This window comes from Pradoshia sp. Z3_51 (genome assembly GCF_058215915.1).
Window position 1 is genome coordinate 313,384 of the sequence record NZ_JBZAJC010000001.1, and the last position, 24,035, is coordinate 337,418.

Here is a 24,035-nt window from a genome sequence, read left to right on the forward strand (position 1 = left end):
CTGGTTTGCAATAATAACTTTGACCGGGATAAGTTTTTTAAGAATGAATAATTCTATTTCACTATTGGTAAAAATCATGCTCAATTCATTAACCATTCTCTTATCTGTAATGATATTAACTATTGCAAAAGTAATAAAAAATATCATACCTGATATTCTTTTTAAAGGGAGAGCTTGTTGCCGTTACACCTCTATGATAAAGTATATAATAATTATTCGAAAATTGAAAATTATGGAGGCTGAGTAGATGGTAAACAATCTGTTGCAGGTACTTAATATCTTGAAATCTAAGGAGTGGGTGGACCTCACTCATACATTTGGACCAGATTCCCCTCATTTCTTTATGTTTGATGACGCACAGATTGATACTTTATTTACTCATGAAGACGGATTCATGGCACAGCGTTATTCGTTCGCTGGTCAATATGGAACCCATATTGATCCTCCCATTCATTTCGTGCCAGACACCCGGTATTTGGACGAATTGGAACTAAAGGAGCTTGTGTTGCCCTTGATTGTGATTGACAAATCAAAAGAGGCGGCGAAGAATCCTGATTTCACACTCACCATCCATGATATTTTAGATTTTGAAACAGAACACGGAACAATTGAGGCAAATACATTTGTGGCTTTGCGCACCGACTGGAGCAAGCGCTGGCCAGACAAAGAGGCCTTCTCCAACAAAGATGAGGAAGGCCATAATCATATCCCTGGCTGGGGCTATGAAGCGTTGAAATTTTTGTTTGAAGAACGAAGAATCAAAGCTATTGGCCATGAAACCTTTGACACCGATTCAGCTATTGACTTCCGTAAAAATGGGGAACTTAGAGGCGAATATTATGTACTTTCTCAGGATACGTATCAAATTGAACTCATGAAAAACCTGGACAAGTTGCCTCCTAAAGGAGCTATCATCTTTAATATCGTACCGAAACCTGAAAAAGCGTCAGGCTTCCCAGTACGTTCGTTCTCTATTTTGCCTTGATAGGACAAATATAAAAAAGGAGTTGCTATGCACCTCCTTTCTTCTTGAGCAATTTTTAGTAAATAAATCTTATATAGTGTCTCTGGAATAATTGAATCGTTCTGCCTTCTCCCTGAAACGTATGATGTCAGCAAAGCTTGATTTTGTAATCTTGAAGTCGTGCGAAATAAAAATTCTTCAAACAAACAACAACTCATAAATCTCATTTAAATGCTTGGATCGTTCTTCGTCCTGCTCTTGGTTTGAATAAGCAATGGCATTTTGTAAAACCCTATTTAGGTAGTGACTTTCACCCACTGATAAATCTCTGACAAACTGTTCTCCGCTGTCGTAATTTCCGTCAGAAATCATATTATAAATATGCTTGCCAACTTTGCTGTCCTCCGTATGTGCTGATAAAATTTCCTTCACATATCCTAATGACTGGTTCATAAAGTACACTCCTTAATGAATAGTAGTTATTCCTTTATTCTTTACAGGAGAGAACAAATCATACCAGCATTTACCGATTCATCCTTAGATTTATAAAGCAACCGCAATAAAAAAGCCTAAACCATATCCTTAATGGTTTAGACTTCTCCCCTACCTATCCACTATTAGTTATTAGATACTCTCTCTTGAATCATTTCTCTCAATTTAGCCTTTAGAAATTTACCAACGGAGGTTTTCGGGATTTCATCCATAAAGATGATTTCATCTGGAATCCACCATTTTGCAAATTGCGGCTTAAGGAAGCTTTGAATCTCTTCTTCGGTAACCTTTCCATGAAATTCAGGCTTAAGAACTACACACCCGACCGGTCTTTCCTGCCATTCGGGATGCGGTATGGCTACGACACTTGCTTCAAATATCGCCTCATGAGCCATTAAGGCGTTTTCCAGATCAACAGATGAAATCCATTCACCGCCGCTCTTAATTAAATCCTTTGTTCGATCGACCAGCTTGATTGTGCCCTCTTCATCTACAGTTGCTATATCTCCAGTCAACAGCCATCCGTCTTTAAATGCCTCAGCAGTCCGTTCATCACGATAATATTCATCTGCAATCCAGTTGCCCCGTAACATCAGCTCACCCATATCCAATCCGTTCCAGTTCACTTCTCCTTCAGAGCCGACCACTTTCATTTCCAGGCCTGGTACAAGCAAGCCTTGCTTAGCTCTAATATCGAGCAGCTCTTCTTCCGGTAAGTCTAACTGATAGCTTTTCAGACGTGATACAGTTGCCAATGGTGCCGTTTCTGTCATTCCATAAGCATGTAGGAATGGTATTTTATATTTAATTTCAAATTGCTTAATCAATCCTTTTGGTGCAGCCGAGCCACCGCATAAAATAAATTCCAATGTGCTGGTATCATATGTACCTTTTTCAAGCTCCTGCAGGAGACCTAACCAAATTGTCGGCACACCAGCTGTTTTTGTCACACCTTCTGATTGGATAAATTCGGCTAATAATTTAGGATTAAATTGAGGTCCAGGCAGAACCTGAGTTGCTCCAAACCAGGTGGCCGCAAATGGCAATCCCCAGGCATTCACATGAAACATTGGCACAACAGGCATGACCACATCACGTTCAGAAACAGCTGTTGTATCTGCTAGGCCGAGTGCGAAGCTATGCAGCACAATCCCCCGGTGCGAATACAATACACCTTTTGGATTCCCAGTTGTTGCTGATGTATAGCACATTCCTGCTATTTCATTTTCATCTAAATCATTTATAAATGGAGTTTTCGGGTTGCCGACTGCTAGAAGTTCTTCATATGAATATGCGGGTTTAAGACTTGTTGAGGGTATTTCTGTCTGATCCGTCATAATGATATAGGCCTTGACGGTTGTCAGCGCTGGGGCGATTTTTTCTATTAGGGGTACAATATCTTCATCAATCAATAGTACCTTGTCTTCTGCATGATTAATAATATAGGTAATATGTTCTGCGGATAAACGAATATTAATGGTATGGACAACAGCTCCAATGCCAGGTACTGCAAAATATGCTTCGAGATGGCGATGGTGATTCCACGCCAGCGTACCGACTTTATCACCTCTTGATACATTCATTTTCTGGAGTACATCCGCCAGCCTTCTTGTCCTTTCACCGATCTCTTTGTACGTTAATCGCTGCACCTTATCATGAGTCCTTGATACCACTTCTTTCTTCGGAAATACTTTTTCAGCTCTTTCCAGCAAAGAATGTACAGTTAATGGCACGTGCATCATCATTATTACCCCTTCCTCCTATTAATTGAATATAGTACTCTTAAATCTCACCTGACCTTGAGTCCAATGCTAATTCACTTTCCCCCATTAAAGTCCAAGGTTCTTAGCAATGATCGTCTTCATAATTTCATTTGTACCGGCATAAATACTGGCAACCGGGGTATCCCTGAATCGTCTGGCAATCTTGTATTCTTCCATGTAGCCATATCCACCGTGTAGCTGCATGCATTCAACCGAGATGCGTTTAGACATATCTGTTAATTTCCACTTGGCCATTGAGACTTCTGCTACTATATTCTTCCCGGCTATATGATCTGCAATTAATTGATCAAGAAATACTCTTCCCATTTTTATGTCGGATGCGATTTCAGCCAGCTTAAACTTCGTATTTTGAAAATCACTGATTGATTTTCCGAATGCTTTCCTTGACTTAACATAATCGAGCGTCATCTGAAGCATATCCTCAGCAGCAACCTGAGCTGAAATAGCTACGATTAACCGTTCCTGCTGGAGCTTATCCATCATATACATAAAGCCTTTCCCTGCTTCTCCCAACAAATTTCCCTTTGGTACGATACAATCCTCAAATAGGAGCTCCGCTGTATCCTGGCAATGCATACCCACTTTTTCTAGTTTACGTCCTCTTGAGAAGCCTTCCATATCTCTTTCGACAACAAGCAGGCTTATTCCTTTATGCTTGGGTATAGCATGTAAATCCGTTTTACAAGCTACAATGATGAGGTCTGCGTGGATTCCGTTCGTAATGAAGGTCTTCTGTCCATTTAAAATATAATGGTCCTCTTTTAATTCTGCGTATGTAGATAAGGAAGCAAGATCAGAGCCTGCACCTGGTTCTGTCATGGCAATAGCTGTGATGATTTCCCCGCTGACACATTTGGGAAGCCATTTCTCCTTTTGTTCTTTCGTACCATAGGCGTTAATATACGGCACAACAATATCATTATGGAGACCAATCCCGATTGTACCGGAACCAAGGCGCTCGAGTTCTTCATTAATGACAACTGATATACCCCAATCCGTTTCCAAGCCGCCATATTGCTCTGGTAAATCCGGGCATAAATATCCCTCTTGACCAAGCTTGGACCAAAATTTTCTTGGAATCAGTTTCTCTTTCTCCCACTGGTCATAGTATGGATACGCCTCTTTTTTTAGAAACTTTCTAAAGGATTTTCTAAATATGTCATGCTCTTCATTTAAATAAGGATGCATCTTTTATTTCCTCCTATATGTATGTAAGCGCTTAAATAATTTCTTATGCTTTTTATATTAGCGACCAATATGTATAAAGTCACGAACATTTTTATAATTTTCTAAAAATACGTAACAGTCCCAGTCAATTGATGAATAGACTGATTATAAGCTAATCATTTTAAATAATAAAAAAAGAGGCCTAAGCCTCTTTTCATACTTTTATTGAACGTAGGCAATAATGCCTTCCTCGTCATCTAATTCAAGTTCAATAGCTGCAGCAAATGGATCCATATTCAGCTCATGCTCAATATAAAAACGCAGTGCTTCAATCATGTTTGCGGTGATTAGAATTTGGGATCTTCCATTAACATGTGCTTCTGCGGAGAACCCATATTTATCGTCATACAATAATTCAATTTCAACTTGTTCAGGATTGACTTGCTTTTTAGCTGCGATATAAACACAAAGTGAATTAATAATCTCATTCTCTGAAATTTTTATTGTCTCCACGTTCCGTCAACCTCTTTTCGTGGACGGTTACTACGTGTAAAGATTTTTTTGATTAAAGCAACAATCAGCAAAATTGCAAGTACATTCAATAATAAACCAAGTACGGATCCCATGGCACCCATATTAGCTAGCAAACCGCCGAATAATAAACCGGCAATACCGCCAAGCATCATACTTTTCATGAATCCACCTTTATTAAATGAATTTGTTTTAGTTGCTTTGGCATTGCTGTTTGTTGTTGATTTTTGCTTATTAACTGTTGAATTGTTTTGGTTGAAATTAGATTGGTTATTATTTGAATTGAACGATTTTTTACCTGAACGGTATGATTTTGCACTAACCTCGTGTGAAGTTCCTACAAACGCATGTTCAGCCACCGGTGCAAATACAAAGGTAACCAACATAAAAGCAGTTAACATTTTCTTTAACAAAGTAATTCCTCCTGTAATTCTAGTAGTCAGGCTTAGTTTCCCATATTTGTATTTACGAATCAAGTTTTAAGAAGTTTCATTGTTTTTCATTTTTCTTCAAAATTTATATAGATTTTTATAAAATTTGTAAGCTTATCATTCAATTCAAATAAAATATGTAAAAATTGGACCCTTTTTACTATTCCTACAATTCAAAACGTTATAATATATACACTATGAATATATTGAATCAGGAAGGGAACGTCTGTATATGTATCAATCTATGTTTACGATTGCTATCACCATCACGATTATGACGGTTTTTTTAGTTATTATCCTATCAAAGCGTAACCCTTTCATCGTATTTAAGATTTTATGGGATAGCCGAAAGAACAAAAAATCATGGATTCATTTTGCATTACTTGGGACTATACTTTTAATCAATAAACTGGAATTGCAAATAGAGAGCAATTTTATTCATATCGGGGACTATTCTCATATTATTCAGCAGTATGAAGGGCAATTACTGGCTAATTTCCAAAACCTATTGTATAATATTTGGTTAACAGAAATCACAACTTTTTTCTACATCATTATATTTGTCACTTTGATTTCAACATCATTTGTCCTCTATTTCATCCAACAAAACAAGCAATTATTCTATACATTTATTTATGCCGTTGGGCTGAATTATCTTATTGCCATACCCTTTTATCTTTTTTTACCTGTTAATGAGGTATGGTATGTCCATTCTCAGGTACACTTTTTAATCCCGGAAGTTTATCCGGACTTTGAGACTCAATATCGGAATGTATCAGGATTGAATAACTGTTTCCCAAGCCTGCATAACTCGATTTCACTGACTTTATTATTCTTAAGCTATAAGTCGAACAATAAGCCTTTTAAATGGTTTATGACTGGCAGTGTGGGAATAATCATGTTCTCCACTATTTATCTTGGCATACACTGGCTGACAGATATGGCTGCAGGAGTACTTCTTGCTATTACAGCCTTTACGATGGCCAATTTGATCTCTATATTGGTAAGTAAGTCTGCGCGAATGGAAGGAAAAATGACACCCAACCTGCTTTTCATCAAAAATAAAACCGTATCTTCAAAGATTAAATCCGAAAAGCAAGCGAACTAATGTTGAATTATCAACCTAATAGGACTTTAAAGTCTTATTCGAAGAGACACCTAAAATTTCCGCTTCTTTATCAGGAAAAGAAAAATCATAGATTAAATCTTATTAAAAAGGAACCATATAAAAGCGGCATCGTCAACAACGATGCCGTTCATTATTATTAATGGTTTTCATATAAAGTTCCAAAGAGATTCATTAGAATAACCACTTGCTATGTTGAATAAATTCAAAAAAAATATAAAGCGAATACACAATTATTTATTTCAATAAATCTCCTCATTCAATCTCTATCTTTTACAAATGGACGGGTATTCTTTCAAACTCTAATAGAAATTAAATTCCCTTCACTTTTCCACCATCGACTAATAATACTTGTCCGGTTACATACGTATTGAGCATTGATAACAGAAATACTGCATAGTTAGCAAATTCCTCTGGTTCTCCGTATCGGCCAAGCGGAATTTGCTTTTGTGCATTTTCTTTTACTTCATCTATGGATAACCCTTGACGCTCGGCTGTTTTTTCATCCAAATAGGTTATCCTACCTGTGGATATAACACCAGGTGCAATCGTATTTATTAAGATATGGTCCTGAGCAAATTCAGATGCTAATGTTTTCGTTAAACCGGTAATACCAAGGCGGAATGTATTGGATAACAGCAATCCCTGAATTGGTTCCTTAACAGAAATAGAAGCCATATTAAGAATCCTTCCACCCTGATCTTTCATATAAGGATACACTTCTCGAATCATTCGAACATAGCTTAATAAATTCAATTCAAACGAGTTTTGCCAGTCCTCATCAGATAATTCCATAAATGTCCCTGCCGGCGGTCCTCCTGCATTATTGAGTAGAATATCAATTGTTCCAAACTCTTGCACCGTTTTCCTTACCAAGTCCTTAATTTGTTCAGGCCTTGTAATGTCAACTTCACAATAGACAACCCTGCTTTTTTTGTTTAAAGGGATTAGTTCATTTGCCACTTTTTCTAACTTGTTTGCATGTCTGCCAGTTATCATTACATTTGCGCCCTCTTCCACTAACTTTTGCGCAATAGCTTTTCCTAAACCTTGACTAGATGCAACCACTAACGCGTTTTTTCCTGCTAATTTAAGATCCAATCGTTCAACCTCCATTCTTATTCGGATATCTAATTTTTACATTTCGACCAATTGTTTGTCAAAATACAGTATGAATGGGTATAGAAGGGTATAATATCTTATTTCATCCTGATACTAAGGGATGACGTTAAGCAGGAGGCAATGGTACTACTATGAGAAATTCTTGGGAATGTATTGTTATAGGTGGAGGTATTGCCGGCACTCAGGCGGCAATACAAATGGGCAGAAGCCAAATTAATTGTTTAGTTATTGATTCTAAGGAAGCAGGACGGTCTAATTTATGTAAGGATTATCGAAATATCATCGGATGGCCTGAAGGCGTCAGTGGTGAAGAATTACGAAAAAAAGGACAGCAGCAAGCATCTGAAACAGGAGTTACATTCATCAAATCTGATGTGAAGCAAATATCTAAAAGAGATGATGAATTTTTGATAACGACTTATAACGAAACGTATCAAACCAAGACTATTTTACTGGCTACAGGCGTTACCGATCGGATACCTGATATCCCCAATATAAGAGAGTGCTTGGGCAGCACCATTTATATATGCACAGATTGTGATGGCTACGAAGCGATGGATAAAAAAATTATTGTGATGGGTGCTGGTGATCCAGGTGCCAATCTTGCAGTATCTTTATTAAATTGGACGGATGTTATAACCTATATCAATCATGAGAAAACACCTGTCTCAGCGGACATTCTATCTAAACTTAACCAACATCATATTACGTACTTAGAAGAGGAAATAGAATCTGTGTCAAAAGAATCAGAGGACTTTTTTACAGGCGTCCATTTAAAAAATGGTGAATCCCTGCAAGCTGATCGAGCTTTTATCGGCTTTGGCGGCAATAAAGTTCATACAGAATTGGCCAGTCAAATTGGTGTTCATATAGAGAATAACAGACATATTAAAGTGGATGCACGAACAAAAGAAACCAATGTTAAAAATGTATGGGCAGCGGGAGATATTGTATCGCACTCCGAACAGGCCACGATTGCCATGGGGGATGCGACACAGGCGGCCATTTGGATCAATAAGCGATTAATGGAATACAAACGAAAAGGATTGTTGTAGACCAGTATATTGGTTATTTTAGAAAGAGAGAGCGGATATTAAACCCCGCTCTCTCTTTGTTTTGTTTATTTAAAGATAATGGTTGCCAAAGTTTTCAGTACTTTGTAGGATTCTCGTATAGTTGCATTACGTTTATTTGGTTATATGGTAAAATTAGGTTATCTATTTTAAAAGGAGGGCGTAAATGGTCAAGCATCCCATCGAAAACAAAAAAACATTATTTGAATTTAGTTTTAATATAGTATCTTTAATCCTACTTATAATCATTTTTGTATACATAATGATTAGATGGTCAGATATACCCAATAGTATTCCTATGACATTCGATTCGAACGGTCATGTTTCACATTGGGGGGAGAAAAAAAGCATTTTAGCTCTTCCGTTCTTCGGATTATTAATTTGGTTTGTATTCAATTTCATTGAAAAGGATCCGCATAATATTAACCTACCTTTGTATCGAAATGACGATAAATCGAAAGAGTTAAAATACAATAGAATTCTCGTAAATGCAATTAAAAATGGCATTGTAATTTGTTTTGTCATAGCTAACTGGAGAATTATCCTATCGGTTTTGTAATAAGCAGAGACACAAAAAGAGGACCCAATCTTAAAGGTCCTCGTCTAATCCATTAAAAGCATCACTCTCTTTAAACATAGCCTTATTTAAAAATATATCTCGTATGCGCTTGATATACATCATCTTTTTTAAGTGTGACCGGAGGGAAATCAGGTTGGTTAATAGCATCTGGGAATCCCTGTGTTTCCAAACATATAGCCATATGATGATGCGGACGGACACCCCTGATTTCATAATCCCCTTCCGATTGATTGCAAGTATAAATAACAACGGCTGGTTGGTCCGTTTCCACTAATAATTTACGTCCACTCTCAGGATCGTATAATTCTATTTCTCTATTAAAATTGGAATCCAAAACGAACGGATGGTCAAAGCCATTGCCTGCTAACTCATTTTGTTTGTAGCCACTATCGACACCTTGAGAAATCGGCTTGCTATTCGTAAAATCAAACGGTGTTCCCTCGACAGGAATTAATCGACCAGTCGGAATAGAATCTTCCTTAAGCTCAATATATCGACTGCTTTCGAGCTGTAATTCGTGATTTTTGATTGTTTTGCTCAAGTCACCACTTAAATTAAAATATGTATGATTCGTTAAATTGATGATCGTATCTTCATCGGTGGTAGCTTTATAGCGAATATCAAGCTGATTGTTTTCATTTACTAAATAAGTCGTTGTAACCTCTACCTTGCCAGGGAATCCTTCTTCTCCTGCTTTACTTGTATAGCTGAATTCAACCCCAACAGCATCCTTTTCTTCTACTACTTTATAATCCCAAAGAACATGGCTAAACCCCTTAACCCCTCCATGCAGGTGGTTATCCCCCTCGTTTTTAGTGATCTGGTAGGACTTCCCGTTAAGAGTGAACTGACTATTTGCGATTCGTCCTGCAATTCTGCCGACAACCGCTCCAAAATAAGGTGAATGATTCTCGTAATCTTCCATACAATCAAACCCCAATACGACATTCTCCATATTTCCCTCACGGTCAGGAGCAATAATATCTGTAATCACACAACCATAATTTATAAAACGAACGGTAAATCCTGATTTATTAGTAATTGAAAATTGCACAACTTCCTGATTCTCAATTTCACCAAATACCTTCTGTTCAATTTGCATGTACTTTCTCTCCTTATCATATAGAGGTGTAACCTAATTTTATATTTTGTATGTATTCCTTCACAACAAACGTGATTGAAAACGCTATTATTAGTCTATTTAAGAAGATATAAATTGTGCAAATAAACAGGCATTAGAAAATATATAAATCTCTAATACCTGCTCCTTTTTTATTGATTATCTATTAATCGTTTCAATCTCCCGTTTAACTGGCATTAATAAGGTCCGCGAATATAATCATGTACTTCATTCATATAAAACGTTTGCAGCCTATCTAACTCTTCTTTTGAAAAGGATTTAGTTTGAATCGCCTTTAAATTTTGGTCAACTTGTTGCGCACTTTTAAAACCAGGTATTGCACATGTAATTTCTTCATGGTCCAGAATCCATCGTAAAGCTGAATTAGCCATGGTACCTCTTCCATCCGCAATCCAGGAAAGCTGATTGCTAAGCTCAACTCCTTTTGAAAACTCAAGTCCTGCAAATGTTTCACCAACATTAAATTTTTCTCCATTTGCATTAAAGCTACGGTGATCATTTTCTTCAAATTTTGTTTGGGTGCTGAATTTTCCTGTTAGCAAACCACTGGCCAGTGGTACGCGGGCTAATATACCAACCCCCTGTTTTTTAGCTGTCGGGAAGAGTTCTTCAAGCGGTTTTTGCCGGAATATATTGAAAATGACCTGTAATGCTCTGACACCTGGAATGGTAAGACAGAATAAACCTTCTTCAACAGTCTCTACGCTCACGCCATAATGGCGAATTTTCCCTTCCTGCTGAAGCTTATCCAGCACAGTAAATACATCCGTATTCTTTAAAATATGTAAGGGCGGACAATGAATTTGATATAGGTCAATCCGTTCGCGGCCAAGCCTTTTGAGACTGCCCTCACAATATGCCCGAATTGCCTCTTCCGAATATGTATCTGGATCATGAATATCACCGGCTCGACAAAATTTCGTAGCAATATGGATCGTATCCTCTTTGCCTTTCGTCGCTTCCCTTAACAGTTCTTCGCTTCTACCACTTCCGTATACATCCGCCGTATCAAAGAAGTTAACTCCATTCTCCATAGCGCGATTTAAACCAAGAAGAGCATCCTGGGTATCAGCCTTTCCCCAATCACCGCCAATTCCCCATGTCCCAAAACTAATCTCACTTACAGATAAATCGGTATTACCAAGTCTGCGATAATTCACTTTCCAAACACCTCTTTTTGTTAAAATAAACTTACGATGATTTATTTTTATTATACACGTCAAACCCTACAGCTAGCAACAATACCAGTCCTTTAATTGTCTGTTGATAATCCACGCCTAAGCCAATTAACGACATACCATTGTTTAATACACCCATTACCAAACCACCAACGACAGCGCCTATAACAGTCCCTATACCGCCATATGCGGATGCCCCGCCAATAAAGACCGCAGCGATCGCATCCAATTCAAAAGAGTTACCCGCTTTAGGAGTTGCTGCATTCAACCGAGCTGCAAATAATAATCCTGATAAGGCAGATAATACACCCATGTTTACAAATACCCAGAAGGTAAGCCATTTTGTTTTAATACCTGATAATTTTGCTGCTTTTTCATTACCGCCAAGCGCATATAAATGTCGACCAGGGACTGTTTTATTTGTAAAGAATGAGTAAGCAACAATTAATACAACTAAAATCACCAAAATATTAGGAATACCTTCATATGAAGCTAGGAAATAAGCAAATATATTCATTACTGCTACTATAAATACCAGTTTTAAAGCAAATAACCACATTGGAAGTACTTCAAAATTGTAAGACTGTTGTTTTTTACGCTTTCTAAATTCACTCCATAATAGTACGAGAGAGATTAAAACTCCGACAATCATAGTCAGTAAATCTAATTCTCCTGTTTTATTCAGCCCCGGTATAAACCCTGTACTCATTTGGCGGAAGGACTCAGGAAACGGAGCAATGGATTGCCCATTGAGAACAAGCATAGTAAGTCCGCGGAAAATCAGCATCCCTGCGAGTGTAACGATAAATGCTGGGATTTTAAGGAATGCAACCCAAAATCCATGCCAAGCTCCTATTAAAGCTCCTATAATAAGACAAAGAATGACAGATAACCAAACCGGCATGTTCATTTCAATCATAAATATCGCTGACATAGCTCCAACAAAGGCTACAATCGAACCAACGGAAAGATCGATATGCCCCAATATAATGACCAACAACATCCCGATTGCTAAAACAAGAATATAACTATTTTGCAGAATAAGATTTGTAATATTAAGAGGTTTTAGTAATATGCCATCCGTTAATACTTGAAATAGCACCATGATAAAGATCAGAGCCAATACCATTCCATACTGTCTTATATTATTTTTCAATAAACTAGTCAGTGTTTTCACAGCTGTTCCACCCCTGTTCTGGTCATGTATTTCATAATTTTTTCTTGTGAAGCTTGATTCCGGTCAAATTCTGCGGTAAATGTGCCCTCACGCATGACATAAATTCTGTCGCATATTCCTAATATCTCAGGCAGTTCTGATGAAATGACCAATACTCCCATTCCTTTGTCGGCCAATTCATTAATAATAGAATAAATTTCATACTTTGCCCCAACGTCAATCCCACGTGTTGGTTCATCCAAAATCAAGATTTCCGGTTCAGCAAAAATCCACTTGCTTAACACGACTTTTTGTTGATTTCCTCCACTTAGATTCATTGCTTTTTGTAAGATACTTGGGCTCTTTATATTCATTTTTTTGCGATATTGCTCTGCTTCAATAATTTCCTGATTATCATTTACAACTAGTTTTTGAGATATTTTACCCAGATTTGCCAATGTGATATTCGTTTTAATATCTTCTTCCAATACAAGTCCATATGATTTACGGTCTTCAGTTACGTAAGCAATGCCATTATCGATTGCTTGTGTAATATTTTTCAGCTTCAGTTCTTTTCCCTTTTTAATTATTTGGCCTGAGATTTTTTTACCATAAGCCTTTCCAAACAAACTCATCGCCAGCTCGGTTCTCCCAGCTCCCATTAATCCGGCTATGCCAATAATTTCACCGCTTTTTATTTGGAAACTTACATCATCAACCACGTTACGATCGGAATTGTTTTCATCCTGAACCGTCCAGTTTTTCACTTCTAATATGGTTTCTCCGATATTTGGTGTGTGTTCAGGATACCGATTCGTTAAGTCACGTCCTACCATCCCCTTAATGATTCGGTCCTCCGTAACACCTTTTTTCATATCAAGAGTTTCGATAGTTTTACCATCACGAAGGATGGTTATCGAATCGGCCACCTTTGCAATCTCATTTAATTTATGAGAGATTATTATGGAGGTCATTCCTTGTTTCTTAAATTCAAGCATTAAATTTAAGAGATTTTCACTATCATTCTCATTTAAAGCTGCAGTTGGTTCATCTAATATAAGTAATTTCACTTTCTTGGATAATGCCTTTGCTATTTCAACTAATTGTTGCTTTCCTACACCCAGTTGATTAACCGGTGTATTCGGTGATTCATTTAACCCAACAATTTTCAGTAAGTCTAATGTTTTTACAATTGTTTCATTAAAATTTATGATTCCATGTTTTGTTTGTTCATTGCCTATAAATATATTTTCAGAGATAGATAGATAAGGGATTAAAGCCAATTCTTGATGGATAATTACAATGCCTAGATTTTCACTTTGCTTAATATTTTTAAATTCACACACTTCTCCATTAAATAAGATATCTCCTGAATAAGTGCCATGTGGGTACACTCCACTCAATACTTTCATTAAAGTAGATTTACCAGCTCCATTTTCTCCGCAAAGGGCGTGGATTTCGCCTTCTTTAATTTTTAAATTCACATGGTCAAGAGCTTTTACCCCAGGGAATGTCTTCGTGATATTTTTCATTTCTAATAAAATTGATGACACGCCATTCACCTCAACTGTATAAATTTAGATGCTGTTTAACCGTTTACATTACAATCAAACAGCATCCGCCATACATTCTGTTAATTGCTTAGCTCTTCTTCTGTGTAATATCCGCTATCGACTAAAATTTCTTTATAATTTTCTTTATCTACTATTACTGGTTCTAAAAGATAAGATGGTACAACCTTGTTTCCATTGTCATATGTTTCAGTGTCATTTACTTCTGCTTCCTTGCCTTTTAGAACTGCATCTGTCATTTCAACTGCTTTTTTAGCCAATGCTCTCGTATCTTTAAAGATGGAAGAGGTTTGTTCACCGGCAATGATTGATTTTACTGATGCCAAATCAGCATCTTGTCCGGTAATAATCGGTAATGGTTTGCTATCCGATCCATAACCAACCCCTTTTAAAGAAGAAATAATACCAATAGCTAATGCATCATTTGGCGATAAGACTGCATCTACACGATCAGATGAATATTGTGAACTTAGTAAGTTGTCCATACGAGTTTGCGCTGTTGCGCCATCCCAGCGTAAAGTAGCAATTTGCTTCATATCTGTTTGTTTACTTTTAACAACCAATTTCCCAGAATCTATGTATGGTTTTAGAACAGACATTGCACCATCATAGAAAAAGTATGCGTTGTTATCGTCTGGAGATCCGCCAAACAATTCAATATTAAATGGTCCTTTGCCGTCCTTAAGACCAAGTTTTTCTTCAATATAAGAGCCTTGTAAAACACCAACTTTGTAGTTATCAAATGTGGCATAATAACTCACATTATCTGTCCCTTTAATTAAGCGGTCATAGGATATAACCTTAATATCCTGGTCAGCTGCTTTTTGAAGAACTTCTGTCAATGATTCCCCATCAATAGAGGCGACTACTAAAATATCTACTCCTTTAGTAATCATATTTTCAATTTGGGCAATTTGATTTTCAATGACATCTTCGCCATATTGAAGATCTGTTTTGTAGCCTAGCTTTTCAAACTCTTCGACCATATTTTCTCCATCAAATACCCAACGCTCTGATGACTTTGTCGGCATAGCGATTCCAACAAACCCTTTTTCATCACCGCTGGATTTTTCATCGCTGCCACATGCTGCTAAGGTAAGTACCAGTGCAAACATCATCATTGCAGTAACAAATTTTCTCATGTTTTGAACCTCTCCCTTTTGATAAAAATAAAGGTTTCTAATTTATGCTAGCCCCATAAAGCTTGGAATATAGAAACCTTTGAAAAAAACGAGACCCACTATTTCTTTTATTTGCTTAATTCTTCTTCTGTGTAATATCCGCTATCTACTAAAATTTCTTTGTAGTTCTCTTTATCAACTGAAACCGGTTCCAATAGATAAGAAGGTACAACCTTATTTCCATTGTCATATGTTTCAGTATCATTTACTTCCGCTTCCTTACCTTTTAGAACTGCATCAGCCATCTCCACTGCTTTTTTAGCTAATGCTCTCGTATCTTTAAAGATGGTTGAGGTTTGCTCACCGGCAATAATAGATTTTACTGATGCCAACTCAGCATCCTGTCCAGTAATTATTGGTAATGGTTTACTTCCAGTTCCATAACCAACCCCTTTAAGAGAAGAAATAATACCGATACTGATTCCATCAAATGGAGATAAAACGGCATCTACACGATCAGTTGAATATTGTGAACTTAGCAAGTTGTCCATACGAGATTGTGCAGTTGCGCCATCCCAACGCAAAGTAGCAATTTGCTTCATATCTGTTTGTTTGCTTTTAACAACCAATTTCCCTGAGTCTATGTATGGCTTTAAGACAGACATTGCACCATCATAGAAAAAGTATGCATTGTTATCATCTGGAGACCCGCCAAACAACTCAATATTAAAAGGTCCTTTGCCGTCCTTAAGTCCTAGCTTGTCTTCAATGTAGGAGGCTTGTAGAACACCAACCTTAAAGTTATCAAATGTGGCATAATAACTCACATTATCTGTCCCTTTGATTAATCGGTCATAGGAAATAACTTTAATATCTTGATCAGCCGCTTTTTGAAGGACTTCTGTTAATGATTCCCCATCAATAGAGGCAACTACTAAAATGTCTACTTCTTTAGTAATCATGTTTTCAATTTGGGCAATTTGATTTTCAATAACGTCTTCGCCATATTGCAGATCTGTCTTGTAGCCTAACTTTTCAAATTCCTTGACCATATTTTCTCCATCAAATACCCAGCGCTCCGATGACTTTGTTGGCATGGCAATTCCAACAAACCCTTTTTCTTCCCCACTGGATTTTTCATCGCTGCCACATGCCGCTAAGGTAAATACCAGTACAAACATCATCATTGCAGTAACAAACTTCCTCATGTTATTAACCACTCCCTTTTGTAAAATAAGGCTCTCATTCAATTTATTCCCAAAACATTATGAATATAGAAACCTTTCAAAATAATGCATGCGCTTACATTAATATCATACTACTTGTTAGTACAAGTACGCTACATAAATTATTCTCCTTTGCATATTTTTTACAACCATTTGTGAACAAAATAAAAAACCCATTTTGGTGGGTTTTTAAAAAGAAATTCCTATAATTTTCTCGTTGAATTTCGTAATATTAACTCTGGTTTATAACGGATTGAAGGATCTCCATCTACTTTATTTTCAATCAGCTGGATAATTGTTTCTGCAGCTTGTCTACCCATTTCAAATTGTGGATGTCTGATGGTCGTTAATTTCACTTCAGATGCAGTCGCTAAATTTGAGTCATCGAACCCTACAATGGATAGATCATCAGGTACACTAATTCCATATTCCCTAATAACATCAAGAGCAGACAAAGCTATTTCATCGTTATAACAGAAAAGCCCTGTAGGTCTTTGTTCAGAATTTAGTAGTTTCCTAAATTCTTCATTCAGTACTTTATCTTTTTCTATTGTTGTACAAGGTAGGATCATATTGGGTAAGATGGGGATGCTATACTCCCTATGCGCTTTGATAAATCCCTGCATCCTCTTAACACCTTGCTGGTCATCCGTTTTAAAAATACCAGCAATGCGTCCATGCCCCAATTTAATCAAATGTTCTGTTGCCATATAAGCGCCTAATTCATCATCTACCGTTAATCTATAAGGGTGTAGCTCTGGATAATAAGCATTAATCATTAAATATGGTATTTTTTTCCTCTCTAAATTTAAATAATATTTCAGGTTCGGATTATAATAATTACTTTTAGTCGGTTCTACAATTAAACCGGCAATCCCCCTGTTTGAAATATTCTCCAAACACAACTTTTCTTTATTTAAATCATTATTTGTACTATAAAGGAGCAGAGTATATCCTTTACTGCTTAGATAGGACTCAACTCCATTAATGATGGAGGGGAAGATGTAATTGGATATATATGTAGTCAAAAGAGCAATTGTTTTTTCAGATGGTTGATTTGTGTTCCGGTCAGCACAAAAGGTGCCTGAACCTTGCTCTGTATACAACCAGCCTTCATTTACAAGATCATTAATTGCTTTACGCACTGTATGTCTGCTAACTCCAAATTGCTGAGTTAAACTATATTCAGAACTTATACGCTGATCGGGTATATAATCGCCTTCTTCGATGAGCTTCTTAATCTCCATCTTTACTTGTTCGTATTTTTTCATTATATGAATCACCCCTCACTATGAACAAACGCGAATCATGAATAGTTTACCATAACTTGTAAGTACATGTTAGAGGCGTGAGTCATCCAATTCTTACGATTCTGTAGAGTTATATAGTTACAGTTTGATTGCCCATTTCAGCTTCCCTGCTAAATAACCTTGAATATACCCCATGTTTATTCTCAAACAGTTCCCTATGTGTACCTGTCTCAATTACTTTTCCATTTTCCATAACAATAATTCGGTCAGCCGATAGGACAGTGGAGAGTCGATGTGAAATGATCAGGATGGTTTGTGAATTTTACATTTCAAAAAAAAGAGGAGATTAATAAACGGTAAAATATCAAAATGATAGATTTTATAGAGATACTATTAAAAAGAGGGAACGTAAATGAGAGTCTATCATTCTTAATCAGATATATCGCGAACTTCAATTTTATGCCAAATAGACTTCCAATTCTTTTTTGAAATTCGGTCCTTATAAATAACAGCCAGTTCTTTTGACTCACGAAAATGGGGAGTTGGCTTAACCTCTAAATTTATGACATCATCTAATCCATATGGAGCAATAAGGATTAATTTATTCTCATGATCTAACTTTATCCCTAGAGCTGTCGCTGTTTCTGGGAATTTTGATATGGCATCTTGCGAAGAAGTATATGGAGAAAAGTTATTAATCGTATGCATTCTAGCCTCATTTTTCACAGACCAAGGTATATTAGGCATAATACTAATCAATTTATCTCAAATTCTTTTTCCATATCCTCATTAATTATTGATTTATCAAAATAGATAACATCAACATCCGGTGTTTCAGTACGATCTTTAAATCCGTGCAAAGCATCCCAAATCTTTGAACGTATAAATCCTGCACATATCCACCAGTCAGGTAAATTTAATGTGCTTACAGCCTTTATAATCTCCATCATTTTTTCATCGTTTTGAATTAACCTAATAACATCTGCTTCATTCTTTAACATCTTAAAACCACCCACCTTCCACAATCGAACATATATTCCAATTTTAACAAAAAATATAATCAGTATGCCGTAATATTTTATGCTTTTAAAAAAACACCTCAAAGCAAAAAAATAGATTCCACTCATCCGTTGGAATCCTGCCCATTTTTATTTTGATATCAATGCCTGTCTGTCTTAATAAGAATTATGTATACATCATTTGTGAATGATTATAGAAATCTTTCTTTATTTGAGCAGCAATGATATTTTTCTGGATTTCTGAAGTACCTTCATAAATTTTGGTGATTCTTGCATCACGATAAAATCGCTCGATTGGATATCCTTTCATATATCCTAGGCCTCCATGAATCTGAACGGCTTTATCAGCTACTCGATTAAATATTTCTGAACCTAGCAATTTAGACATAGCCGCTTCTTTAACAACATTCTTTCCTTGGTCTACCATCCAGGCAACCTTATAGGTTAATGCACGGAGCGATTCAATGTCCAAGGCCATATCAGCCAAATAGTGCTGGATGATTTGCTGTTCAAAAATCGGCTTTCCGAATTGGTGCCGTTCAAATGCATATTGGACCGATAATTCCAATAATTTTTGACAGGATCCAAGATTCCTAGCGGCCAGACCTACGCGGCCATTAGCTAGAATCTTTAGAGCATTCACATATCCCATTCCTTCTTGCCCCAGAATATGATCTGCCGGAACCTCGCAGTCTTCAAAAAAGATTTCGAAAGAATGAGAGCCTCTCAAGCCCATTTTTTCTTCCTTTTTCCCAATAATCATTCCTTTTGTACCCTTTTCAATCAAAAAGGAAGTAATTCCTTTAGGACCTGCAGCCGGATTGGTCACAGCCATCACGGTAAATAAACCGGCAATTGATGCATTTGTTATATAGTGCTTGGACCCATTTAGAAGATAGCTGTCTCCTTTTCGAACGGCTCTCGTTCTAATCGCAGCAGCATTTGAACCAGCTTCAGGCTCTGTTAAAGCAAATGCACCAATTAATTCTCCAGTTGCCATTTTGGGTAAATATTTTTGCTTCTGTCTATCATTTCCCATCTCAACAACCCCAACAGAGCCAATACCGGTATGTGCTCCAATGATGGTCGTATAGCCATTATGCGTACGGCCAAGCTCCTCATATATGGCACATTTTCCAACCATATCGAGGCCAAGTCCGCCATATCCTTCCGGAATACTCAAACCAAATAGACCCATGTCCCTGCTTAGCTGCATGATGTCCTCAGGTATATGATCATTTTTCTCGATTAAGTCTGCTTTCGGATCGACCGTTTCATCAATGAAATGTTTGATCATCTTTTTCATTTTTATCGTTTCATCTGATAAGGTAAAGTCCAAACTCGTTCTCTCCCTTCTCTTCTTTTTAATTTGATCTATCCAGCTTTCAAGTGAGTCCCAATTGTTTAGAGATAATGACCTTCATAATTTCATTCGAGCCTGCAAAAATGGATGTGACTGGTATATCTCTATACCGTCTGGCAATTTTGTATTCCTCCATATAGCCATAACCGCCATGAAGCTGCATACATTGGGTGGAGACACGTTTTGCCATCTCTGTCGTCCACCATTTAGCCATACTTACTTCCTTCACAATTTCTTTTCCATCAATATGTTTTTTGATTAAATCATCGACAAAAGTCCGACCAAACTTTATTTCTGTAGCAATTTCGGCCAGCGTAAATTGAGTGTTCTGAAATTGGCTGATTGGCTTTCCAAAGGCATCTCTCTCTTTTACATATTGTATGGTTAATTGAAGCATATCTTCAGCAGCTACGACCGCATTTGTTGCGCATAAGAGCCGTTCCTCCTGAAGATTCATCATCATATAGCGGAAGCCTTTTCCTTCTTCTCCTAATCGATTTGAGACTGGCACTATACAATCTTCAAATATTAGCCCACTCGTATCCTGACTGTGCATTCCCACCTTATTTAACTTCCTCCCACGCGTAAACCCTGGGGTATCTCGTTCAACTAATATAAGACTGATTCCTTTATGTCTTGGTTCAGCTTTTGGATCCGTTTTACAGGCAACAATTATCAAATCAGAATGGATTCCATTTGTAATAAATGTTTTCTGACCATTTAATATATACTGATTACCTTTACGGATAGCCGTCGTTTGGATGCTTGCCAAATCTGATCCAGCCCCTGGTTCTGTCATTGCAATCGAAGTAATCAGTTCCCCTTTAACGCATTTTTTCAAAAATCTATGCTTTTGTTCCTCATTGCCAAATGTATGTAAATAAGGAACAATGATATTGCTGTGAGTTCCTATGCCCGTCAAACCAGCTCCTATTTTTGCTAATTCTTCACTTAAAATAATAGCAAAGCCAAAATCAGTACCCATTCCGCCATACTCCACACTGACCCACGGGCAAATAAAACCTTGTTCACCCATCTTCTCCCAAAAGGATCGAGGGATCAATCTCTCCTCTTCCCATGTTTCAAAATAGGGAACAGCTTCTTTTTGTAAAAAACTCACGAGTGATTTCCTGAACATTTCATGTTCATCAGTAAAAAATGGCCGTCTTGCCCTTTTTATCTGATCCTGTTTCACCTTGATTGACACCTAAACCCCTCCATGTAAAAAAGATTATTGCTACAACTGTGATGTAAGATTAGCACTTAAACTTTCTCTGAAATTCGGGTGTACGATGTTCAGCATTTGCTGTCTTCGTTCTTTAAGTGATTTGCCAAACAAGGAAGCAATTCCGTACTCTGTCACAATATAATCAATCTCTGATTTTAAGGATGTAACAGAAGATACAGTATTTTTTATTCTCGACCTAGTACCTCCCATTGCAGTCGCTGGAAGGGCAATAATAGCTTTTCCACCTTTTGAAAATCTGGCCCCACGAATAAAATCCATTTGGCCGCCAACTCCAGCTAATGGATAATTGCCAATTTGCTCAGCATTTATTTGTCCTGTCAAATCGACTTCCAAAGCTGAGTTAATTGAATAGAAATCCGTAATCTTTGAAATTTGTAAGCTATTATGTGTAAAATCTGCTGGGTATAAGCAAATATCCTTATTGAGGTTGGCGAAGCTATATAACTGCTGACTTCCAGTTAAAGTGGTACAAACCGTTTTACCAGTCATCACTTCTTTTCTTTCATTAGTAATAACTCCTCGCTTCATCATTTCCATGACACCGTCTGTTATAGTACCGGAATGAACACCCAATCCCTTCTTTTCCTTAAGGGCCAAAAGAACGGCATCTGCAATTCTACCTATCCCAACTTGAATCGTTGCATAATCAGGGATTAATTGTGCAACATTTTTACCGATTGCCTCTTCTATTTTGTTTGGAATTCCAGATGAAATCGTCAATAAACTATCATTTGATTCAACAAAATAATCAATCTCTGATACATGAATTTCTGAATCCCCAAATGTCCTGGGAAGATTGCTATTGACCTGAGCAATGACTTTACCAGCATGTTTACTAAGTGAATGGATAATATCGACTGAGATTCCCAGATTACAATAACCATTTTGATTGGGAGGAGTAACCTGAATCATGGCAAAATCAATTTTATTTGTTTCCACCCATACCGGTAACTCGGATAAATTCAAAGGTATGTAATCACCATTTCCTGCATGAAAAACTCCCTTTAATAATGAAGATCCAAGGAATGTCCTGATAAAAAAATGAGGATTCCCCTCCGATTCAGCATACAAGCAGGGACTTCCAACAATACAAGTGTATAAATTTAATAAATGAAACCGTTCCTTTTGCCGAATAAGTTCCTTTACCAGCTGTTGCGGTTCATTACAAAAAGGTGCCAAAAAGACATTGTGAGAGGAGTCTATAAGAGAGATTGCTTTTTCTGCAGTGACGATACGTGAACGGTAAAGATCCAAATCCAACTCTTTCTTCTCTTGCATGGCCTAAACCTGGAGATTCTCAACAATGGAGGATATTCCCAAACCTCCGCCGATGCAAAAGGTGACCAATCCATATTTTTCTCCCCTGCGCTCCATTTCATGAATAAGCTTGGTCATTAAAATACCTCCAGTACCTCCGATTGGATGGCCAAGCGCAATCGCTCCGCCATTTACATTCAATCGTTTCGTATCCAAATCCATTTCTTTAATCACAGCTAAGGTTTGAGCAGCGAATGCTTCGTTTAATTCTATCAGCCCTATATCCTCTAACTTCAATCCGGCTAGCTTCAGTGCTTTTCTCGTAGCTGGTGCAGGACCGATTCCCATAATATCTGGAGAAACACCGGCAACTGCCTGAGCAATGATTTTTGCTTTACATTTATAGCCCTTTTGAATAGCTGTTTCTTCTGCCATTAGCATAACCAACCCCGCGCCATCATTCCGTCCGCTTGAATTCCCTGCCGTTACAGTCCCATTTTTCTTAAAAACAGGTTTAAGCCGCGCCAATTGCTCCATACTCGTTTTTCTTGGATGTTCATCCACTTTAAATATTTCTGTCCCTTTCTTCGTCTTTATCTGATATGGAATGATCTGATCATTAAACAGGCCAGAAGAAATAGCACGTTCAGCCTTTTCTTGACTTAAAAGCGCATATTCATCCTGCTCTTCTCTGGTGATTGAATATTTTTCGGCAAGGTTTTCTGCTGTCATCCCCATGGTTAAATGACCGTATGTCTCGATTGGTTGTGCACGCGGCTGACTTTCCGTATTGGAATCAAGGATTTCCGTATTACCTGTGCCAAACCCATAACGAGCATTACGTAAATAGAATGGTGCCTGACTCATACTTTCAGCACCACCGGCAATTACTATGTCCGATAAACCGCACATGATTTGCTGGACACCATTATGAATAGCCTGCACTCCTGATCCGCATTGGCGATGGACCGTATAACCCGGTGTTTCTATTGCAAGTCCGGCACGCAATAAAGCTAATCTTGCCAGGTTGGGCTGATCTGTGCTTTGTTTCGCCTGACCGATAATGACTTCATCAATCTCATCTTTCTGTACTCCTGTGCGTTCAATCAATCCGTTTATGGTGGCAGAAGCAAGATAATCCACTTCCTCATTTTTTAACGATCCGCCTATCTTGCCAACCGCCGTCCGAACAGCCTCAACAATCACCGCATTTCTCATACTACATCCTCCCATC

General features: G+C 37.5%; 21 protein-coding genes and 1 pseudogene. 4 read left to right on the forward strand and 18 right to left on the reverse strand.

Features of this window, described 5'->3' with window-relative positions:
* The first annotated feature begins 247 nt into the window (after window positions 1-247).
* Window positions 248-985, forward strand: coding sequence for a cyclase family protein (locus AC4BHA_RS01415; RefSeq protein ID WP_139891876.1), 738 nt, complete (start codon window positions 248-250; stop codon window positions 983-985).
* 177 nt (window positions 986-1,162) lie between these two features.
* On the opposite strand, the gene AC4BHA_RS01420 is transcribed toward AC4BHA_RS01415, so the two are convergent.
* From AC4BHA_RS01420 to AC4BHA_RS01440, 5 genes are all read right to left on the reverse strand, one after another.
* Window positions 1,163-1,417: a sigma-G-dependent sporulation-specific acid-soluble spore protein CsgA gene (locus AC4BHA_RS01420; RefSeq protein ID WP_066103540.1), complete on the reverse strand. Its 255-nt coding sequence runs from the start codon at window positions 1,415-1,417 to the stop codon at window positions 1,163-1,165.
* 164 nt (window positions 1,418-1,581) lie between these two features.
* Window positions 1,582-3,201 carry a long-chain fatty acid--CoA ligase gene (locus tag AC4BHA_RS01425; RefSeq protein ID WP_066103538.1) on the reverse strand — a complete coding sequence of 540 codons (1,620 nt, stop codon included), beginning with the start codon at window positions 3,199-3,201 and terminating at the stop codon, window positions 1,582-1,584.
* A gap of 84 nt (window positions 3,202-3,285) precedes the next feature.
* Window positions 3,286-4,428 (reverse strand): acyl-CoA dehydrogenase family protein, encoded by a 1,143-nt coding sequence (locus AC4BHA_RS01430; protein WP_490558035.1) that lies wholly within the window; start codon window positions 4,426-4,428, stop codon window positions 3,286-3,288.
* Between the two features lie 201 nt (window positions 4,429-4,629).
* The gene (locus tag AC4BHA_RS01435) at window positions 4,630-4,920 is read right to left on the reverse strand and encodes a YxcD family protein (RefSeq protein ID WP_066103535.1); all 291 of its coding nucleotides are present in this window, start codon (window positions 4,918-4,920) and stop codon (window positions 4,630-4,632) included.
* Entirely contained in the window at window positions 4,908-5,351 is a 444-nt protein-coding gene (locus AC4BHA_RS01440) for a hypothetical protein (protein WP_225983572.1), read from the reverse strand. The genes AC4BHA_RS01435 and AC4BHA_RS01440 overlap by 13 nt, the downstream gene beginning before the upstream one ends.
* A gap of 250 nt (window positions 5,352-5,601) precedes the next feature.
* On the opposite strand from AC4BHA_RS01440, the gene AC4BHA_RS01445 reads away from it, so the two are divergent.
* Window positions 5,602-6,477, forward strand: coding sequence for a phosphatase PAP2 family protein (locus tag AC4BHA_RS01445; RefSeq protein WP_066103533.1), 876 nt, complete (start codon window positions 5,602-5,604; stop codon window positions 6,475-6,477).
* Window positions 6,478-6,807: 330 nt separating this feature from the next.
* Here AC4BHA_RS01445 and AC4BHA_RS01450 read toward each other — a convergent pair whose 3' ends face one another.
* Entirely contained in the window at window positions 6,808-7,596 is a 789-nt protein-coding gene (locus AC4BHA_RS01450) for an SDR family oxidoreductase (RefSeq protein WP_066103531.1), read from the reverse strand.
* Window positions 7,597-7,748: 152 nt separating this feature from the next.
* On the opposite strand from AC4BHA_RS01450, the gene AC4BHA_RS01455 reads away from it, so the two are divergent.
* Both AC4BHA_RS01455 and AC4BHA_RS01460 read left to right on the forward strand, forming a co-directional pair.
* Window positions 7,749-8,672 carry an NAD(P)/FAD-dependent oxidoreductase gene (locus AC4BHA_RS01455; protein WP_490558036.1) on the forward strand — a complete coding sequence of 308 codons (924 nt, stop codon included), beginning with the start codon at window positions 7,749-7,751 and terminating at the stop codon, window positions 8,670-8,672.
* Between the two features lie 184 nt (window positions 8,673-8,856).
* Window positions 8,857-9,249 (forward strand): DUF1648 domain-containing protein, encoded by a 393-nt coding sequence (locus AC4BHA_RS01460; protein ID WP_066103528.1) that lies wholly within the window; start codon window positions 8,857-8,859, stop codon window positions 9,247-9,249.
* An 82-nt stretch (window positions 9,250-9,331) separates the two neighbouring features.
* Here AC4BHA_RS01460 and AC4BHA_RS01465 read toward each other — a convergent pair whose 3' ends face one another.
* The 12 genes and pseudogenes from AC4BHA_RS01465 to AC4BHA_RS01520 form a co-directional block, all read right to left on the reverse strand.
* The gene (locus AC4BHA_RS01465; RefSeq protein WP_139891872.1) at window positions 9,332-10,372 is read right to left on the reverse strand and encodes an aldose epimerase family protein; all 1,041 of its coding nucleotides are present in this window, start codon (window positions 10,370-10,372) and stop codon (window positions 9,332-9,334) included.
* A gap of 215 nt (window positions 10,373-10,587) precedes the next feature.
* On the reverse strand, window positions 10,588-11,571 hold the full coding sequence (locus AC4BHA_RS01470; RefSeq protein ID WP_490558037.1) for an aldo/keto reductase: 984 nt from the start codon (window positions 11,569-11,571) through the stop codon (window positions 10,588-10,590).
* Between the two features lie 31 nt (window positions 11,572-11,602).
* Window positions 11,603-12,766, reverse strand: a complete 1,164-nt coding sequence (mmsB, locus tag AC4BHA_RS01475) for a multiple monosaccharide ABC transporter permease (RefSeq protein ID WP_066103520.1) — start codon at window positions 12,764-12,766, stop codon at window positions 11,603-11,605.
* Entirely contained in the window at window positions 12,763-14,298 is a 1,536-nt protein-coding gene (gene mmsA / locus AC4BHA_RS01480; protein WP_490558038.1) for a multiple monosaccharide ABC transporter ATP-binding protein, read from the reverse strand. The genes mmsB and mmsA overlap by 4 nt, the downstream gene beginning before the upstream one ends.
* An 80-nt stretch (window positions 14,299-14,378) precedes the next feature.
* Window positions 14,379-15,458, reverse strand: a complete 1,080-nt coding sequence (gene chvE / locus AC4BHA_RS01485) for a multiple monosaccharide ABC transporter substrate-binding protein (RefSeq protein ID WP_066103515.1) — start codon at window positions 15,456-15,458, stop codon at window positions 14,379-14,381.
* A gap of 107 nt (window positions 15,459-15,565) precedes the next feature.
* Complete coding sequence (gene chvE / locus AC4BHA_RS01490; protein ID WP_066103512.1) at window positions 15,566-16,645, reverse strand: multiple monosaccharide ABC transporter substrate-binding protein; 1,080 nt, start codon at window positions 16,643-16,645, stop codon at window positions 15,566-15,568.
* Window positions 16,646-16,866: 221 nt separating this feature from the next.
* The gene (locus tag AC4BHA_RS01495) at window positions 16,867-17,934 is read right to left on the reverse strand and encodes a GntR family transcriptional regulator (RefSeq protein ID WP_375138406.1); all 1,068 of its coding nucleotides are present in this window, start codon (window positions 17,932-17,934) and stop codon (window positions 16,867-16,869) included.
* Between the two features lie 408 nt (window positions 17,935-18,342).
* A pseudogene (locus AC4BHA_RS01500) lies at window positions 18,343-18,914 on the reverse strand (nucleotidyltransferase family protein).
* A gap of 184 nt (window positions 18,915-19,098) precedes the next feature.
* The gene (locus AC4BHA_RS01505; protein WP_139891871.1) at window positions 19,099-20,271 is read right to left on the reverse strand and encodes an acyl-CoA dehydrogenase family protein; all 1,173 of its coding nucleotides are present in this window, start codon (window positions 20,269-20,271) and stop codon (window positions 19,099-19,101) included.
* Between the two features lie 46 nt (window positions 20,272-20,317).
* Entirely contained in the window at window positions 20,318-21,496 is a 1,179-nt protein-coding gene (locus tag AC4BHA_RS01510) for an acyl-CoA dehydrogenase family protein (protein WP_373925476.1), read from the reverse strand.
* A gap of 36 nt (window positions 21,497-21,532) precedes the next feature.
* Window positions 21,533-22,822 (reverse strand): acetyl-CoA hydrolase/transferase family protein, encoded by a 1,290-nt coding sequence (locus AC4BHA_RS01515; RefSeq protein WP_490558039.1) that lies wholly within the window; start codon window positions 22,820-22,822, stop codon window positions 21,533-21,535.
* Between the two features lie 3 nt (window positions 22,823-22,825).
* Window positions 22,826-24,019 (reverse strand): thiolase family protein, encoded by a 1,194-nt coding sequence (locus AC4BHA_RS01520; RefSeq protein ID WP_140461519.1) that lies wholly within the window; start codon window positions 24,017-24,019, stop codon window positions 22,826-22,828.
* Between the last annotated feature and the right edge of the window lie 16 nt (window positions 24,020-24,035).

Excerpts from the sequence above, each read along its gene's own strand:
- AC4BHA_RS01415 (WP_139891876.1), top strand. The coding sequence starts at position 248 with ATGGTAAACAATCTGTTGCAGGTACTTAATATCTTGAAATCTAAGGAG.
- AC4BHA_RS01420 (WP_066103540.1), bottom strand. The coding sequence starts at position 1,417 with ATGAACCAGTCATTAGGATATGTGAAGGAAATTTTATCAGCACATACG.
- AC4BHA_RS01425 (WP_066103538.1), bottom strand. The coding sequence starts at position 3,201 with ATGATGATGCACGTGCCATTAACTGTACATTCTTTGCTGGAAAGAGCT.
- AC4BHA_RS01430 (WP_490558035.1), bottom strand. The coding sequence starts at position 4,428 with ATGCATCCTTATTTAAATGAAGAGCATGACATATTTAGAAAATCCTTT.
- AC4BHA_RS01445 (WP_066103533.1), top strand. The coding sequence starts at position 5,602 with ATGTATCAATCTATGTTTACGATTGCTATCACCATCACGATTATGACG.
- AC4BHA_RS01455 (WP_490558036.1), top strand. The coding sequence starts at position 7,749 with ATGAGAAATTCTTGGGAATGTATTGTTATAGGTGGAGGTATTGCCGGC.
- AC4BHA_RS01460 (WP_066103528.1), top strand. The coding sequence starts at position 8,857 with ATGGTCAAGCATCCCATCGAAAACAAAAAAACATTATTTGAATTTAGT.
- AC4BHA_RS01465 (WP_139891872.1), bottom strand. The coding sequence starts at position 10,372 with ATGCAAATTGAACAGAAGGTATTTGGTGAAATTGAGAATCAGGAAGTT.
- chvE (WP_066103515.1), bottom strand. The coding sequence starts at position 15,458 with ATGAGAAAATTTGTTACTGCAATGATGATGTTTGCACTGGTACTTACC.
- chvE (WP_066103512.1), bottom strand. The coding sequence starts at position 16,645 with ATGAGGAAGTTTGTTACTGCAATGATGATGTTTGTACTGGTATTTACC.
- AC4BHA_RS01495 (WP_375138406.1), bottom strand. The coding sequence starts at position 17,934 with ATGAAAAAATACGAACAAGTAAAGATGGAGATTAAGAAGCTCATCGAA.
- AC4BHA_RS01515 (WP_490558039.1), bottom strand. The coding sequence starts at position 22,822 with ATGCAAGAGAAGAAAGAGTTGGATTTGGATCTTTACCGTTCACGTATC.
- AC4BHA_RS01520 (WP_140461519.1), bottom strand. The coding sequence starts at position 24,019 with ATGAGAAATGCGGTGATTGTTGAGGCTGTTCGGACGGCGGTTGGCAAG.